Annotated in this window: 18 protein-coding genes and 1 tRNA gene; 12 read left to right on the plus strand and 7 right to left on the minus strand. The window is 47.7% G+C overall.

Annotated features, from left to right (window positions below):
- Window positions 1–7: 7 nt before the first annotated feature.
- The 12 genes from BUC30_RS12200 (at window position 8) to BUC30_RS12255 (ending at window position 10,651) form a co-directional block, all read left to right on the plus strand.
- A complete protein-coding gene (locus BUC30_RS12200) occupies window positions 8–1,732 on the plus strand; it encodes a SpoIIE family protein phosphatase (protein WP_073425119.1) in 1,725 nt (574 codons plus the stop codon).
- A gap of 90 nt (window positions 1,733–1,822) precedes the next feature.
- Window positions 1,823–3,046 (plus strand): hypothetical protein, encoded by a 1,224-nt coding sequence (locus tag BUC30_RS12205; protein ID WP_073425120.1) that lies wholly within the window; start codon window positions 1,823–1,825, stop codon window positions 3,044–3,046.
- A 77-nt stretch (window positions 3,047–3,123) separates the two neighbouring features.
- Window positions 3,124–4,896: a nuclease-related domain-containing DEAD/DEAH box helicase gene (locus BUC30_RS12210; RefSeq protein WP_073425121.1), complete on the plus strand. Its 1,773-nt coding sequence runs from the start codon at window positions 3,124–3,126 to the stop codon at window positions 4,894–4,896.
- 112 nt (window positions 4,897–5,008) lie between these two features.
- Window positions 5,009–5,593 carry a TetR/AcrR family transcriptional regulator gene (locus BUC30_RS12215; RefSeq protein ID WP_073425122.1) on the plus strand — a complete coding sequence of 195 codons (585 nt, stop codon included), beginning with the start codon at window positions 5,009–5,011 and terminating at the stop codon, window positions 5,591–5,593.
- Window positions 5,590–6,270, plus strand: coding sequence for a dihydrofolate reductase family protein (locus BUC30_RS12220; protein WP_073425123.1), 681 nt, complete (start codon window positions 5,590–5,592; stop codon window positions 6,268–6,270). The genes BUC30_RS12215 and BUC30_RS12220 overlap by 4 nt, the downstream gene beginning before the upstream one ends.
- Window positions 6,267–6,791: a GNAT family N-acetyltransferase gene (locus BUC30_RS12225; protein ID WP_244536625.1), complete on the plus strand. Its 525-nt coding sequence runs from the start codon at window positions 6,267–6,269 to the stop codon at window positions 6,789–6,791. The genes BUC30_RS12220 and BUC30_RS12225 overlap by 4 nt, the downstream gene beginning before the upstream one ends.
- A gap of 31 nt (window positions 6,792–6,822) precedes the next feature.
- Window positions 6,823–7,446 (plus strand): CatA-like O-acetyltransferase, family 2, encoded by a 624-nt coding sequence (locus tag BUC30_RS12230; RefSeq protein WP_073425124.1) that lies wholly within the window; start codon window positions 6,823–6,825, stop codon window positions 7,444–7,446.
- Window positions 7,447–7,512: 66 nt separating this feature from the next.
- Window positions 7,513–8,721 carry a flavodoxin family protein gene (locus tag BUC30_RS12235; RefSeq protein WP_073425125.1) on the plus strand — a complete coding sequence of 403 codons (1,209 nt, stop codon included), beginning with the start codon at window positions 7,513–7,515 and terminating at the stop codon, window positions 8,719–8,721.
- A 31-nt stretch (window positions 8,722–8,752) separates the two neighbouring features.
- The gene (locus tag BUC30_RS16530; RefSeq protein WP_348536640.1) at window positions 8,753–9,103 is read left to right on the plus strand and encodes an ACT domain-containing protein; all 351 of its coding nucleotides are present in this window, start codon (window positions 8,753–8,755) and stop codon (window positions 9,101–9,103) included.
- A 150-nt stretch (window positions 9,104–9,253) separates the two neighbouring features.
- A complete protein-coding gene (locus tag BUC30_RS12245) occupies window positions 9,254–9,886 on the plus strand; it encodes a GyrI-like domain-containing protein (protein ID WP_073425127.1) in 633 nt (210 codons plus the stop codon).
- 10 nt (window positions 9,887–9,896) lie between these two features.
- Window positions 9,897–10,484 carry a zinc ribbon domain-containing protein gene (locus BUC30_RS12250; RefSeq protein WP_073425128.1) on the plus strand — a complete coding sequence of 196 codons (588 nt, stop codon included), beginning with the start codon at window positions 9,897–9,899 and terminating at the stop codon, window positions 10,482–10,484.
- Window positions 10,485–10,578: 94 nt separating this feature from the next.
- Window positions 10,579–10,651, plus strand: a tRNA-Ala gene (locus tag BUC30_RS12255).
- Between the two features lie 74 nt (window positions 10,652–10,725).
- Here BUC30_RS12255 and BUC30_RS12260 read toward each other — a convergent pair.
- The 7 genes from BUC30_RS12260 to BUC30_RS12290 form a co-directional block, all read right to left on the minus strand.
- Window positions 10,726–11,949 carry a hypothetical protein gene (locus tag BUC30_RS12260; RefSeq protein WP_244536626.1) on the minus strand — a complete coding sequence of 408 codons (1,224 nt, stop codon included), beginning with the start codon at window positions 11,947–11,949 and terminating at the stop codon, window positions 10,726–10,728.
- Window positions 11,950–11,973: 24 nt separating this feature from the next.
- The gene (locus BUC30_RS12265) at window positions 11,974–12,471 is read right to left on the minus strand and encodes a hypothetical protein (RefSeq protein ID WP_244536627.1); all 498 of its coding nucleotides are present in this window, start codon (window positions 12,469–12,471) and stop codon (window positions 11,974–11,976) included.
- A 44-nt stretch (window positions 12,472–12,515) separates the two neighbouring features.
- Entirely contained in the window at window positions 12,516–13,970 is a 1,455-nt protein-coding gene (locus BUC30_RS12270; protein ID WP_073425131.1) for a sigma-54 interaction domain-containing protein, read from the minus strand.
- Window positions 13,971–13,996: 26 nt separating this feature from the next.
- Window positions 13,997–15,166, minus strand: coding sequence for a serine/threonine protein kinase (locus tag BUC30_RS12275; RefSeq protein ID WP_073425217.1), 1,170 nt, complete (start codon window positions 15,164–15,166; stop codon window positions 13,997–13,999).
- 11 nt (window positions 15,167–15,177) lie between these two features.
- Window positions 15,178–15,852, minus strand: coding sequence for a tetratricopeptide repeat protein (locus BUC30_RS12280; protein WP_244536628.1), 675 nt, complete (start codon window positions 15,850–15,852; stop codon window positions 15,178–15,180).
- Window positions 15,853–16,074: 222 nt separating this feature from the next.
- Window positions 16,075–16,512, minus strand: a complete 438-nt coding sequence (locus BUC30_RS12285; protein ID WP_073425133.1) for a DUF3332 family protein — start codon at window positions 16,510–16,512, stop codon at window positions 16,075–16,077.
- A 116-nt stretch (window positions 16,513–16,628) separates the two neighbouring features.
- Window positions 16,629–16,991, minus strand: coding sequence for an NUDIX domain-containing protein (locus tag BUC30_RS12290; protein ID WP_073425134.1), 363 nt, complete (start codon window positions 16,989–16,991; stop codon window positions 16,629–16,631).
- Window positions 16,992–17,096: the final 105 nt, after the last annotated feature.

Consider the following 17,096-nt stretch of genomic DNA (forward strand, 5'->3'; position numbering starts at 1 on the left):
AGTTTTTATGAAGAATATTCATAAATATATACTCATCGCCATTATTTGCGGGCTTATATTCTTTGTTCTCGGATTCCCCTGCCGAGAACTTTTCAAGATTTCCGACACAACTGAAGTCCGCATTGTGGCGGCCCTCCCCCTGCTTTTCGGTATTTCCTTTGGATTTGCAGGCGTCCTCGGCTGCGCGATTGCAAACCTCATCGCCGACATCATGTCAGGCTATGACGCGATTATCTTCATCCCAGGATTTTTCGTCCAGATTATTTACGGTTACGTCCCCGCCGTGATTTGGAACAGGCTCCGCAAAAACGACAAGAACAAGTTCAAGCTCGACAAGGTTTACAAGAATGTGCAATACATGCTCATCGTCATCCTAGATTCACTTGCGGCAGCGTTCATGGTCGTAAGCGTCATCAAACTAAAATTTGACGAACACTATTTTTCGATGCTCTCGGCAAACATTTTCTTCAATCAATTTATCACAATGGTGATTATAGGGTTTCCGTATCTAATCTGCGCCTCGCTCATTTGCCAGAACAACATACGCAGAAAGCAGAAAAAAAATGCTAAGTTCATCTTTTCATTCTCGCTCAACGAAAAATTCATCTTGTTTTTTCTAGTCACGAGTATCGTTATTTCCGTAGCGATCGGTATTACAAGCTACCCAAGCATTGCGCTTAAATACGGCGAGAACAACCTTAACCTCTGGAACTACGTTTACTTTTACATCGGCGCCATACTGAACATCGCCATCTGGGTTTCACTCGGGTTCCTCTACTACATGGAACGCACCGTCACAAAGCCTATCGAAAGCATGAGCGAAATCGCAAAGACTTTTGGGCAGAACAAAGATATTTACGAAAGAATCCATAAGACTCTGAAAAAATGCCAAAAATACGTCTACTTTACCTCCGAAGTCGGCAAGCTCGCCCGCTCGTACCAGGAAATGGCAACGGAACTGGACGATTACGTGAAGCACTTGACCGAGGCAACAGCCAAGCAACAGAAAGTCCATACGGAGCTTTCCATTGCAACGACAATCCAGCGCGCATCGCTATCAAAGCCCGTTAATGTTGAAGGTTTTGACAATTACGCTATGATGCGCCCCGCGCTTGAAGTTGGCGGCGACTTTTACGACAACCTCATGATAGACGACGACCACCTCGCCCTTGTGATCGCTGACGTTTCAGGCAAAGGCGTCCCAGCAGCACTCTTTATGATGGTCTCCAAGATCGTGTTGAGACACAACTTGCAACACGGACTCTCGCCCGCCGAAGCCCTCAACCGCGCAAACGATGAACTCGCCGAACACAACGTTCACGACATGTTTGTCACATGCCTTTGCGGTGTGCTGAATATCAAGACGGGGCACCTCGTCTATGCCAATGCAGGTCACGAAAAACCGTTCATCAAGCATGAGAACGGAGAATTCGAGGTCGCCACCCTCAAAAGCGGTTTTGTCCTCGCCGGCATGGAAGGCTACAGGTACAAGGAATTCGAAGTGCAGCTCAAGCCGGGCGATACGATTTTCACCTATACCGACGGCGTTCCCGAAGCCACAAACGAAAAGGACGAAGAATTCGGCATGGAACGTTTGCAGAAAATTTTGAACGAATCCAAAGACGATTCTATCCGCCTCCTGTGCCGCAAAGTCCGCATGGCAGTCAAGGAATTTGCAGGGAACGCCCCGCAATTCGACGACATCACGATGCTAGCGTTCAAGATGAAATAGATTACGCTATTCCAATTTAGACCAAGACTTTATTATTTATTTGACACATTTTAAGTTATTTTCTTATTACAAGACAAGGAGAAAATAACTATGAATACCATTAAGCTTACCGCAATGGCTTTTGGCCTTGCCGCTGCAAACGTTTTTGCGCAAGAAGCCTCAACAGCCCAAACAGCAAATCAGCCAGCAGTCGAACCTACAAAAGCTACAGACGTAGCAGTCGAAAAGAAAGGTCCTGAATTCAAAGTATCCGGAAAAGCGGAGTTCGACGCATACGCACATGCATCAACAGCACAAGATCAAAGAATTTATCATAGCTACGCCTCCACCATCGACGTAGACTTCAATGTCAAATTCAACGAAAACTGGTCTGCCTTTGCAGAAATTGAAGCCGATGGAAATTCCGAAGATCCATTCGTCACCTACAAAAAGGCATACATTCAATACAACAGAGGCGACAACTTCACACTCCGTGTGGGTGATTTGACATTCTCCGAAGGCGCATTCTCATTCTACAATTATGACGATGCAGGGATCTATGCCGCAGGCATGAGAGAACACGACATTCGTGGTCTAGACATGCAGCTATACGGATTTCAATTTGGTTTAGGCTTTGGTCGTGGCAGCAACGACTTTTCATGCAGCAAAAACATATCTTGCTATGGCGAAGCCAACAAAAGCTACGATATCCACTTAGCCTACCAATTTGATATTGCGGGTCAATCATTCCGTCCGTTTTTCCACTATAAAAGCTGGCAAACAAAAGATGAAAACGAGCTTCACGCCGGCTTGCATACCGATCTTTTATTAGGACCTTTTGACATCCACGCCGTTTATGGCTTGCATGCAGACCGCATGAAAAAGTCCTACCCTAACGCCTCGCACGCGTTGTTAGCCGAACCCACGTTGAACCTTGGCCGCGTGCTCATCAAAACAGGCATATTCTTCGCTTTCTTTGATGACGACATGGACAAGGCAACAATCCATGAATCCGGCGATGCTTATGAAATTCCTGAATACAAGTTTGCCTACGGCGAAATCGATTTCAAGGCAACCGACATCTTTACCGCAGGTTTTGTGGGTGAATGGCATACAAACACTATCGATAACACGAAGGAACTCGGTTCTGTCAACTTCGGTCCGCGTCTTTACTTCAGCCCAGTCGAGAATCTCAATATGAAAGGTTTTGTAAAGGTCGTTGTCCCCGTGGGAGATGACTGGAAAAAGGATGAACACGACAAATGGGTATCCACCACCGATTACGGCAAAGACGCATCGTTCTACTTCGGCCTCGAAACGGTATTCAACTTCTAATCCACCCCAGAAATCCACAAAAATCCTCGGTAAAACACCGAGGATTTTTCTTATATTATCCCTAAAAAGGAGAGCTTATGACCGTCCGTGCCGACGTTACCCCAGATAATCCATCCCGTGCAGAAGTTGATTTTTCCCGCATAGCCAACTTACTCGACGACAAATGGCTCGTCTGGATGGACAGATCCTGGTATTTCGACATCGATAGCACGGGCTCCGTCCTGCGTGAAGTCGACGCAGTCCTATACCACCGCAAGCACGGTCTCCTCCTTGTTGAATGCAAATCCGGGAAAATTTCCGCCCGATCCCAAACTCAAACAGGCAATGTTGTCTGGATGCAGAGCGGAAAGTCCATGGCAAAGCCCCCTCACATTCAAGTAGCATCACTAATTGCCCCGTTACACGAGCACATGAAAAAACTGCTCAAGGCACCCCTGAATAAAGAATTCTACAGAGTGCGTGTACAATGGGCGGTATGCTTCAGCGACATGGAAAACATGGAAGGCATTCCTCTCTCGGAAATTCCGAGAAAGCGCGCGTTATTGAAGCCCGACATGCAAGACGTGAACAAGTTTGAAGAACGTTTAATTGAAATTCTCCAGACTCCCGAAGAATCCCATGGCGGGAACCCATATCCAAACGAATACCTTGACGAAGACGCATTCTTTGCACTCCGCAACTTTTTCGACGGCATCGGTGACATACAAACTGTTGCAGACACGTTGCGCGAAGACAATTACTATTCCGAGCAAGCGACAGAAATGCAGCAGATGATGATGGAATCCATTTCCAGGAACAACCGCGTGAGAATTGAAGGCGTGGCAGGTTCCGGAAAATCCCGCATGGTCATCTGGGAAGCGCTCCGACTTTCGAAAATCGGTAAAAGCGTCGCCATCGCTTGCTACAACGACTTGCTCGCCGAAGAGCTCCGCGAAGACGTGGAGAACGCGCTCGCCAAAGAACGCAAAATCGTGACCGACAAATACGGACGCGACGGAGGTGTCGGCTTCGGGAAAATCGAAGTCAACGTTTACGCCGACTGGTGCAAAAAATACGCCAAGGCAGTAAAGGAACTGCCTAAAATGGGCGCTGACAAATCGCAGTATTACGACAAAGAATTACCGCACGCATTTTCAAATGCGCAAGTCAAGCTCTTCAAAGACAAGAAACTGCGAGAAAAGATGTTCTTTGACGCCGTCATTATCGACGAGGCTCAAGACTTCGCCAGCGAATGGATTGATACACTCATCGGACTCCTGCGCGATAAGGAACGCGGGTTTGCACGTGTTTTCTACGACCCGGCGCAACGACTTTACGCCAATCGTGACGGCATCGAAAACGTCCAGGTAAAAGCCATGCCGGTCATGGTTCTCAAGCGCGGTTTCCGCAACACCAAGAAAATCCTGGAATGGATTTACAAGAACACCAACATCCGCTTGCAGAGCTACAACAACACGCCACAAGGGACGTCCGTCAAGGAATACCGCTACAAGGATGTTTCAGAAGAAGAGCAGCTGCTCATCAACAGCTACAACGAACTTGAGCGAAAGTACAGCGTCAAGCCTTCCGAAGTTCTCGTCGTCTCCATGCGTAGCGAAGCAAGATCCGGCATCAAAAACATCAAGGATGACCGTTTCGTGTGGAACAAGGTCGGCGGCAAAAAGCTCATTCAGGACAAAGTGAACATCGTGAGCGCCTACCGCATCAAAGGACTCGACACGATGGCAGTAATCCTCGTCGATGTGGAAGAACCGACCGAGACAAGCAAGCGCGAAGACTGGAAACGCCTTCTGCTCGTTGGCGCCACCCGCGCCAAGAAATTGTTGACCGTCATCCGAAAGAAAGTGTAAAATTAAGGGCTTTGATTAGTCGCCCCGCCTCTTGACAGGCTAATAGTTATTAGCTATTTTGGCTAACACATATTAGCCGTAAAAGTCGTGAACTTCAAAAACAAGAGGCGCCATGTCCACTAAAGAAAAAATTCTAGAAACCGCATTAACGCTATTTGCTCAAAACGGGTACGACGGCACCAGCGTGGAGCAAATCGCTCAGAATGTCGGCATCAAGGCGCCGTCGCTTTACAAGCACTTCAAGGGCAAAGAAGACATTCTGAATTCGCTAATCGATATCGCCGAAGCGCGTTATGAGGAATCGTTCGGCTCCGCGAAAAAAATCGGCACAGTTCCCGAAAATATCGACGGTTTTATTCGCGAGATGTTAAAGCGCATCCGCTTTACGATGACCGACCCGATTATCAAGAAGATGCGTATTTTCTTGGTGCAGGAACAGTTCCGCAGCGAGCGCCTCGCCGAAATCACGACAAGGCATCAAGTGGATGGACTTTTACAAATGTACAAGAAGGTTCTCGAAATGCTAATGACCGCAGGCATAATCATCAGGGACGACCCGGAAATGCTCGCGACAGAGATTACTGCACCCGTTGCACTCTGGATTTCAAAAGTCGATCGCCAGCCGAAATGCGAAAAAGAAGCGCTCAAATTCATCGAGAAGCACTTACAACATTTTTTCAAGACATACAAAAAATGAATCGTCCCATCACAACATTGTTCATGCTGACGTCCGTTGACGGTAAAATCAGCACAGGCTCTACGGATGCTTTGGACGTAGATCAGGACTTTCCGCATATTGAAGGAGTAAAAGAAGGTCTGCACCAATATTACGAAATTGAGCAGACAACCGATCTTTGGTCATTCAACACGGGCCGAGTCCAGCAAAAGATGGGCTGCAACGAAAAGGAAATGCCCGCCAAGTCGCCAGTATCGTTTGTTCTTTTGGACAATACGCACCTGACGGAGCACGGTGTGCGCTATTTTTGTGCAAAGTCCAAGACGTTTGTTCTGATTACATCCAATCCGAAACACCCCGCGTTTTCAATTAACGAAGAAAACTTGCACATCATCTACCAGAAAGAATTAAACTTGCCGAGTGTGCTTATCCGCCTGAAAAACGAATTTAGTTGCGATAGGCTGACCGTGCAATCAGGCGGAACAGTCAATAGCCTGTTTTTACGAGAAAAGCTATTCGACTTTATTGACATCGTGGTAGCGCCAACGCTCATCGGCGGAAAAGATACCCCGACTCTAATTGACGGAGTCTCGCTACAATCTGTAACAGAACTCAACAAAATCAGCGCCTTGAAACTCATTGAATGCGCGACACTACAAGACTCTTATTTAAGATTACGTTATCAGGTTATTAAATGATGGAAACAGATAGATTTTTACTGCGCCCGTGGCGCGAATGTGATGCCGAAGCTTTGTTCAAATATGCAAGTGACCCAGATGTCGGACCGCGCGCCGGCTGGGAACCGCACAAATCCGTAGAAGAAAGCCAGCAAATCATCCGCACAATTTTCGGCGGTGATCACATGTGGGCCATCGAACTGAAAGAGACGGGAGAATCCATCGGTTGTATAGGTTACCTGCTCAAAGGCGAAAGCAACATCGACATTGGCGAAAACGAAGCTGAAGCTGGTTACTGGATTGCAAAGCCTTACTGGAACAAAGGAATTTGTACTGAAGCGTTAAAGCTGATGATAGACTATTGCTTCAACGAAAAACACATTGACGTTCTCTGGAGCGACTTTTTCATCGACAATCCCGCCTCCGGTCGCGTGATGGAAAAATGCGGGTTCCGCGAAACTGGAGAAATGCGCTACTGCGAAAATCTTTATGGCGGCAGCAAGCGCCCCGTGAAAGTGATGAAACTCCGTCGAAACGGATAAAGTCATCGGCGAACATATTTAAAGGCAAAAAATGGCAAAAGAAATCGATCCGAAAAGCACAACGAGAGCGAAGGCGTTTGAGTTTTGGATGCAAGCTCCAAATCCGATGGTAACATTTTTCAAAACGCTTAACGTCACAAGACTCGTGAAGGTGAGCAAGAAACGCGGTTTGAAATTCAACATGCTTATGGATTACTGCATCGGCAAGGCCGCGGCAAACGTTAAGGAATTTTACATGCTCCCGGTCAACGGCAAGCTCATGCAATACGATTCAATTGCGGTGAATACAATCGTGAAAAACGACGAAGGCGAAGTCAGCTCTTGCGACATCCCGTATTCCGAAGATTTGGCGACATTCAACCGCGATTACCTCAAGTACACAAAAATCGTGGCGGAAAGTTGCCAGGATTGGGACTTGTCCGAAAACAGTATGGTCATCGGCACATCGGCTATTATCGATACGGAAATTGACGGCGCGGTCGGCATGAATTCCGGCATTTTCAACAACCCGTTTATGATTTGGGGACGTTACAGGAAACATCTTTTCCGCTATGAATTGCCGATTTCGTTCCAGTTCCACCACACGCAAATGGACGGGGCTCATGCCGGGAAGTTCCTAGCGAACTTGCAAAAAGCAATCGACGAACTTCGATAAAATTTAGTGACACTTTTAAAGACCTTAAGTGTTATATACAAAAAGGAGATTCTCGAAGCAGCGAGAATGACAATAAAAATGACTTTAGTTTTGAATACGTTGGAATCGGGCGATTGCTCGGAACAGATTAAAGCACTTTTTGCGGACAAGAACGAAGAAATAGAAATCATCAATACTGCTGATTTAAAAATTATGCATTGCATGGGATGCAACAACTGCTGGCTGAAAACTCCCGGCATTTGCAGCATCAAAGACGATTACGAAATCATCCTCAAAAAACTTGTCAATGCCGAGAACTTCTGGGTTGTGGCAGACACGAAATTTGGCTTTATTGACTACCGTGGCAAGCGAGTCTTGGACCGAGTCGTCCCGATGCTAAACATGTACATCGAAATCCGCGATGGATGGGAACGTCATCAGTTGCGTTATCACCCACTGAATTTCGGTTTCATTTACAAGGGCAACGGTAACCGCGAACTGCTTGAAGAATGGAGTATGCGAGTCGCCAGAAATTTGGCAGGGCGTTCGCTCGGCGTAATCTCGCTAGACAAGGATGAGGCTTGCGAAAACGCCGCAGTTCCTTCTGCAAAATGCGTCGCGCCCACTTCTGCCGAACACGTCATCATAATTAACGGAAGCCCGCGCGTCAAAAAGAACAGCAACACGAATAAGATTATCCAAGCTTTTGCCGAAGGGCTCGAACAAGAGGGATTCACGCACAAGCTTTATTCACTCTCGAACCATGCCGAATGGGACGAAGCCCGCGAAGCATTCATAACAAACAACAACATCATCATCGCTGTGCCACTCTTTGTAGAATGTCTGCCGAGTTTGTTGCTTGAATTCCTAAGTACACTCCCCACAGAACGCAAGCAACCAGCAAAACTCTCGTTCATTCTCCACGGCGGATTTGACGAAGGACATCAGCTGCGCTTGGGCGAAAAGTTTTTGCAGTCGCTCCCAGCGCAACTCAGCTGCACATGCGGCGGCGTACTCGTGAAAGGCGGCAGCTTCTTGCTCCGCAACCGCGAAAACAGCTACATCAAAAAGATGACCGACAAGATGCTCGCCTCTTACACAGCCATGGGACAATCTTTTGCGCAAAACGGCAATTTCATGACGCCCGAAGCAAAGAAATTTACAGGCTTCGAAAAGAATCCAAAAATAGGAATCCTGCTTTTCAACCTCATTTTCAAGCGCATCGTCAAGAAGAACTTCGAGCGGATCGCGCAGGAATGGGGCTGCACAGAACCGCTAGACCATAAACCATATTAAAACAAAGAATCAACTTAATGAAACTAAAGAAATTGGAATCAAACTAACCGTCTGTAAAGTAGCGGACATTAAAGATATTGATACGGGCAAGGATTTCTATTTCGTTGGAAAAACCGACGAAGAAATATCCCTCGTATGCAAAACAGATGATACTCCCCCAAATACAACTGAACGAGATGATGGATGGCGAGGTTTCCGCATTCAGGGAGTACTTGATTTTTCTCTTATAGGCATTCTTTCAAAGTTGTCAGCTATTCTTGCTGAAAATGACATCGGAATTTTTGCGATATCCACTTTCAATACGGATTATATTCTTGTGAAAGCGGAGAATTTTGAGAAGGCGCTGAAAGTGTTGTCAGATGCGGGGTATGATGTAGTGTGATTACCAGAATTTTCCTTGTGGCGCATAACAGAAGCACGAAAGGAATATGGAGATCGATACTAACAAATTCTGAAAAAAAAGAGCGAATAGGACTTGACGAGAATTACTAAATAGTATACATTTGTACACGTGTTATAAGAAGGAAATTTCATGCCTTTTGACTTTAAAAAAGAATATAAAGAATTCTACATGCCGAAAGGCAAACCCGAGATCGTCACAGTCCCAAAGATGAACTACATCGCAGTACGTGGCAAAGGCAACCCGAATGAAGAAGATGGCGAATACAAAAAGTCCATCGAACTTCTGTACGGCATAGCCTACACCATCAAGATGAGCAAGAAAGGGGATTACAAAATCGAAGGCTACTTTGATTACGTGGTTCCGCCGCTAGAAGGATTCTGGTGGCAAGAAAATGTTGACGGAATCGATTACAGCCACAAGGAAAATTTCCAGTGGATTTCAGTCATTCGACTCCCAGACTTCGTCACCAAAGCCGATTTCGATTGGGCTGTTGTTGAAGCATCCCGCAAAAAGAAAATGGACTTTTCGAAAGTCGAATTTCTAGAAATCGAAGAAGGGCTTTGCGTGCAGTGCATGCATTCTGGCTCATACGATGACGAGCCAGCAACTGTTGCCGCAATGGATAAGTTCATTGCCGACAACGGTTACGAAAACGACATCTCGGACACGAGGCGTCACCACGAGATTTACCTTTCCGACGCACGCAAAGTCGCTCCGGAAAAGTTGAAAACAGTCATCCGCCACCCGATAAAGAAAAAGTAAAGGAGAAATCATGGAATTAAAATTTTGTCAGAGCTGCGGAATGCCGCTCACACCAGAAATCCTCGGCACAAACGCCGACGGCAGTAAGAACGATGAATACTGCATCTACTGCTACAAAGACGGTGCATTCACCGGTGATTTCACGATGGAACAGATGGTCGAATTCTGCTCGCAGTTCGTCGATGAATTCAACAAGAATACAGGCAAGAATTTTACCCGCGAAGAGTACAAGGCAGAACTCCGCAAGTACTACCCCACGCTCAAGCGCTGGAAATCAAGCGACGCAGAGCTCCCGCATGCCAATTCGCCCATCAAGCAAAAGCTGATTGAAGAAGTCAACGCACTTAACATCAAAGACATGCCAACCATCGACAATCTCTTCGTTCTGCAGGGCTCGTTCATCAATCAGGAATACAAGATCAACGGCAACAGCGTCAAGCTTTTGGACGATAATGCAAGCTACTGGGGCAACCAGGTCGAAAAGCAAAATGCTGAAGGCCGTTGCTATGGTATCGCTTGCGATGAACATTACATTCTCGTGAGCGAATACGGCAAGAACGGAGCTGATGCAGAAATCGTCGTGTTCAAGAAGAGGTAAAGGCCACCCACCTCCAGTAGAAGTCCGCCCATCCTAGCCCATTCACTTGCCAAATAGTCTTACTTTAGCTATATTCAGCCCACCATCCAATTATGGGGATATAGCTCAGTTGGTAGAGCGACAGGTTCGCAATCTGTAGGTCATGGGTTCGACTCCCACTATCTCCACGTAAAAGAGGCAAGTTTTCGCTTGCCTCTTTTTTTGACTCCATATTACCAAATTCAATGAACGGCAAAGCCGCCTAAATATCCCATTTTACACCAAGCTTAAGCTGCGTGAGCACAGTGCTTTCGCGGTACAATCCCTTGTAGAAATTGGGCAAATCCATGTGTTTGTAGTTGCGTTCGAGCCCTAAATAAAAAGTCATCATCTTGTATTTCCACGAAGCTGAACCGCCCCAAGTGCCATTGAACTTCTTGATTTTTTTGAAATCCTCGTCCGGTCCGCCAACAGCGAATCCATAGAACAAATTCATTTTCGCTTCAACGGAAAAGCGGTTCTTAAACTTATACGAAATTCTAGAACGGAAAACCGGACCAAACCATTTGCCCATCGTCTGGCGGTAGACAATACTTTCTACAGAAGGTTCCGCAGGAGAATTCGCCTCATACATTTCATATTCATCATCGGTCATTTCGGCGCCATGGTCACTCAAATACTGCCAGTATTCATTATAAGCACTAACAGATTGTTTGTAGATCGCATAAGATTCCATAAACGATTTGTAGTCAAAAGCGGAATCCGCTTCAAATTTCGCCCCGACATAGACCGTTCCGTTCAAGCCCTCCGAAACAGTCCTGTGCCACGACGCATAAGCTGCAAGAGACATCGGACCTGACGTTTGGTAATATGCCCAAGCCACCGCACCGACACGTTGCTTTTCAAAGCGGAACAAATCTTTTTCGAACCAGAGATAAAAATCCGAAGAAAGTTCCTTGCCCTCGATATTGAAATCGTAACCCGCATCCAGAAGCATCCCATGCCCCATCAGCGTGTATTCCAAGCCCAGCACAAGGTTCCAGTCGTTCGTATCAAGAACCGACATTTCATCGTTATTCAAGAAATAATCGCCCTGCACCGAAGCGGCAAACGTATGCGACCAGGTCGCCGTTGTATAATCAAAGTACGGGTTCACATTCAAGAAGAGATCGCCGCCTTTTTCAGCTTCGTCCAGACCCGTTTCCTTGTAGTGCATGCCATAAAGCCCAAGTTCGCCAGCCACATGGAATTCCCACGGACTTGCCTCACTTGCAGCACTAGAATTTTCGCCATCCGCTAAGCCAAGTGCCGATTTGTAATCGCGAATAATTCCCTGAATTTCATCCGTGTACTCGCCTGGCAACGCAACCGCCTCTTCAAAAGCCTTGAGAGCCGATGTAATATCACCAGCCTCCTCAAGCTTCATCGCTCGGTAATACGCTTCCTCCTGCGTCTCAGCATAGAGCGCAGTTGCAAGCACAAACATTATCAAACCAAACCAACGGATCATCTACTTTTTCGGGAAAGGTCCCTTCTCCCATTCATGCGGGTTCTGCTTTTCCCAGGGATTTCGTTCAATCGGACGAGGACCGAACGGGCGCATCGGTTCCATGCGACCAGGACCGAACGGATTCATAACTCCCTGCGGTTCCTTCGGCTGTTCCTTCTCATCCAATTTCTTTTCACGAACAAGTTCGTCCTTGGGCTTTTCCATATTCTTTTCATGCGGTTTCTCAGGAATCGCTGGCTTTGCAGCGACACTCGGCATTTCCTTCTTTTCTGCAGCCGAATTATTCCTCAAGTCCTTGAGAATTTGTTCGCGGGCAATGCGGCGTTCTTCACGCATTTTCTGCCAGTCCACATTTTCCTTTTCAGACATTTTCGGAGCTTTATCCAAAGTTTCACGAGCCTCGACAGGAGTCGGGACGCTTGCTTCTGGGCGAGAATCTATTTCGCCAGCCATGGCGGTCGCCGCCATCACAGCGGATGCCATTACAATCTTCTTCATGGTGAGTCTCCTTAAATTGAGCTTCAGCATTTTACAAAACATCCCTATACCTTAAAGTCTTCTTTTTTCAAGCCCAGGCGTTCCATGATTTCACGCAACACCTTGCGGTCGATACCAAGAATCGTAGAAGCGAGCGTGAGGTTTGCATTCGTGTCCTTGAGTGCGCGAGAGATGACTTCGCGTTCGACCGCTTCGCGGGCTTCCTTGAGCGTGCGCGGCGATTCCTTCGCCTGCCCCTGCATATCATCAAGTCCTAAATCCTTGGGCTGGATGACGCCATGCACGGCCTGCACCAAACCTTTCTGCACGCGGTTTTCGAGTTCGCGCACATTGCCCGGCCAGTGGTATCCGAGCAGCGCCTTCTCGGCATTACGGCTCAGGTGGAATTTTCCACGGCCATATTCTGCACCAAAGCGCTGGATAAAATTCTCCGCCAAAAGCACCACATCCTGACCGCGATCGCGCAGCGGCGGGAGTTCAAGCGGCAACACCTGAATGCGGAAATACAAATCCTCGCGGAATCGCTTTTCGCGCACCGCCTCTTCCAAGTCCACATGCGTTGCACTGATTACACGCACGTTCACCGGGATTTCGCGGTTGTCGCCTACACGCGTGATGTGCTTTTCTTGCAACACGCGCAAAAGCTTCACCTGCATATTGAGCGGGAGCTCGCCGATTTCGTCAAGGAAAATCGTACCGCCATCGGCTTCTTCGAAAAAGCCCTTCTTATTTTCAATCGCCCCCGTGAACGAGCCCTTGGCATGCCCAAACATGAGCGATTCCATCAAGTGCTCCGGAATGGCACCGCAGTTCACCGCAATAAACGGCTTTTCGGCACGCGGGCTATGCTTGTGGATGTAACGCGCCATCACTTCCTTGCCCGTACCCGTCTCGCCACGGATAATCACCGGGAGCGGTAGCGGAGAAAGTTTATCGGCCATCGCAATCACATCGACCATCGCCTTCGAAGAATAGACAATCCCATCCTTGCGGACAACATTCTTAAGCGTATCAAGCGATTCCTTGTCGCGCAAACGATCATAAGCGGCAAACGCAAACTTTTCACAGACCGCCACAAACGAATCAAACAGAGCGCTATCTTCGTCGGTGAACGGTTCCTTGCGGGCGGCACGCTGCAAATAGAGATACCCGGCCTCAGATTCCGGCGTCCTAAACGGCGACACCATAATGCTTGTGAGCTGGTTCTGCACAATCGACTTGGACAAATCCGCCGACTCGTCATCGAGCTGGTTCCACACCACGGCGCGCTTTTCGTTTTTCGCAAGTCGAACCGCCGAAATCGAAATCGAGACCTTCTCCGGATTCGAGAAATGAAGCGGTTCTTCGCCACCAATATCCAACACAGCGGCATCGGCATGCAAAACGCCTTTTGCCACTTCGAGAATTTTCGGGAAAAGAGCCTCCGGCTGTTCCTCATCTAAAAGAGTCTTGACCACATCAAGCATCTTTTCTGTGGCGAGCATGGATTCCGATTTCATAACAAAGCCCTTTTGCGGTTTTGCTGCTATTCGGCAGAGGGCACCGGGAGCTCCATAAGCAAGCTATCCACCTTCAAATCCGGGGCTTTCTCGCTTTCTACAGACGGCTCAATGTTCCTCGACCGCTTTAACAGCCGGTCCCCTGTCGCATCGATACCGAAACTCATTGTTCCACTCGTAAGCAACAGCACTATCAAGAGTAATATAAGTCCCGAAACGCCTAAAACGGCCCATTTTAGCCAATTATTTTTCTTGCAAACGACAAACGGAAGCCCCTTTTCGAGGGTGTCTGGAACCTTTTGTACCGCATTCTTTTTGCCATCCGGGCAATTAATGGACTTGGCATATTGGGTAACGCAAGTCGAAAGCGCAATCTCACCATGCGACACTTTATCAAGTACAATTTCCAAGATTTCATCAAGCTCGTCAAAGTCTTCGACACGGTCCGAGATGTCCGCACAGAGAAGCCCTGACCAAAGCGGCTCCAGCGCAGAAAGCTGTTGCGCACCTTCGGGCGAATCAAAGGCGCCCGTCGCATAAAGCTTTTCCGAGATATTCAAGTCCTGCACATTCGCCATCTGCTCGGCAAACTGCTCATAGCCATCAGCAGTAATCAGGTCCTCGCCCGCAATCCAGCGGTACAGCAAAAGTCCAAGGCTGAACAAGTCGCTCTTTTCATCGGCAGGTTTGCCCTGGAAGCGCTCCGGAGCCGCATACGCAAGCGCGCCCGGCCCCACAATGCCGCAGTCAATCAATACCGTCCGGAGTCCAAGACCCGCATTTCCGCCACCATCGCCATCCATCGCAAATATCACATTAGCGGGGCTCAAGTCGCCATGCGACACCCCCTGTTTGCGCAACGCCGCAAGCGCCGAAGAGACTTGCCTCAGCGCCACAAGCGCAACCGGCACCATCATACGCCCAAGCGTTTCCGAAGATTCGCCATTTATATAATCGTAAATCAGGTAAGGCGTTCCATCGCGATTGCCCCATTCTTCAATGCGGTACAGCCCCGGCTCACGCACCTTATACGCACGTTCCACAACGTTTTCATCAAACGAGAATCCTTCATTATACCACTTGAGCACATACGGTGCGCCGCCCACATTCAACAGGTAAATCGAGGCTTCGCCACCACGATGCAGCAAGGCGGCTCCCTTCACGGAGTCCAAGAGCGTTTTTTCGAATTTCTTCATGGCTCGCCCGCTCACAGTTTACCTGAATAAACCATCGCCTTGAGCGAGTCTTCGGCTATGCGCGTCCACTTGGCAAGTACCGCATCTTGCGGCAACGCTTCACGCCCCATCGACCAGATATCCCATGCGGATTCATAGTCATGAGCGTTCCAGTAGAGGTTTCCGAGGTTCACATATGCCGATGCAAATTTCGGTTCCTTGGTCACGATGTACGCATAAATTTTCTTGGCACCATCGGTGTCGCCATGCCCAGCCATGATTAGCGCCTTCAGATTATAGCTAAAGTAATTTTCTGGGTCCAACTGAATAGACTGATCCAATAAGTGTAAGACCTTCGCCTGGGCATTCTCGGCAAGCATGGCGCGGGCTAGGTAAAAAAGCGATGTCGAATACATAGGCTTCGACTTTTCGCTCGAATCCACCACAGACAAAATTTTGAATTCGCGAACAGTGCGTTCCCAGAGCGCAAGCGTACTTTCTTTTAGGCGTTCCTTGTCTTCGGCAATGGCGTAATAGGCAATTGCAAGCCCATAGCGGGCATCGCGATTGGCAGGCTCTGCATCCAACACTTTCGAGAAGTTCGCTACAGCACGGTCGTAATCGCCAATGCGGAGAGCTTCGTCACCACGTTTCAGGTCATTCCCGTTGCAAGCACAAAGAACCGCCGCAACAAAAATTGCAAGCATTGCCCCAACGGCATTATACAAACGATTATGGACAACCCGACATTGCATGCTAGAAGTATATATAAAATTTTAGTTATTAGTTACTAGTTATTAGTGAGTAGCATTGTTTATTTGTCAGCAGCTTACCGTTGACTATTGACCTATGACCATTGACTAATGACCAAACAAAAAACGCCCTCCGGGATTTCCAGAGAGCGTCCAATGACCAAATTTATTTGTCGATTACTTTTCGATTTCGTACTGAGCAACGAGGTTGCCTTCAGCATCGAGAGCACGAACGACGTTTTCATCGCGCTGGAGAGTGAGGCTCGTGGTTTCGCCCTTAACAGTGGTGTACTGCACAGAGAGAGTACCATCTTCGTTCTTCACAGCGGCAACGGAGTTGCCCTGTTCGTCCTTCTGGTAGTAGGAGTCGTCTGCAGCAAGCGGATTGGAACCGGTCCAGAATTCAACAGTGTTGAGGACGAGCCAGTCCACGAGACCGATACTGATCGGGTAAACCGGAACAACCCACATCAAGAAATGGACGCAGGAATTGAGCCACTTATTGCCCAAAGTGCCGTTCCAGCGGAGGAGCTTCTTGGTAAGGCCATAGCTACCATGGCAGCCGGAGAGAACGAGAACGCTTGCGCAAAGAAGAGCGGCAATAGCTTTTTTCATGATTATAAACTCCTTATATTTAAGTGTTTTGTTTTTGCAAAAAAATATAAGAAACAATAATACAATTTGCTAGTGCAACACTCTTTATCCCACAGTAAAATTACAATTACCTTTACTTATTCCGTGAGTAAGCTCACATGTGGCTCAAGGATACGCAAGTGCTTCAAATCACGATATTTGACCCAGCGGAAGTCGTCGTATCCATATATATGGACAAAATTCCGGCAAAGTTCCACCTCGTAACCTAAAATCCGTCCCCCGTCTCCATAGCTAAAATCGACCGCTCCGAGAGGGTGCATTTTCTGCGAATTTACCGTTAAACGCTCAAAAAAAGCCCTTTCCAGGGTATCTTCTGCAGTTTCGCCATCTTCCAAAATTTCGGTCGGGAGTTCCCAATAGCCCGGGAAAAGCATTCCACCACCTCTTTTACACATCAATACCCGTCCATTTCGCCGAACAATCCCGCAAACAGCCAGCATTTTAACCCCTCCTGAGATACCTATCACAACTTTTTGCTTGCATTTCTTTTATTTTTTTAATAAATCTACAAATATCATACAAAGACGATACAATCTATGTTTTGG

Source organism: Fibrobacter sp. UWB7 (assembly GCF_900142945.1).
GTDB lineage: Bacteria > Fibrobacterota > Fibrobacteria > Fibrobacterales > Fibrobacteraceae > Fibrobacter.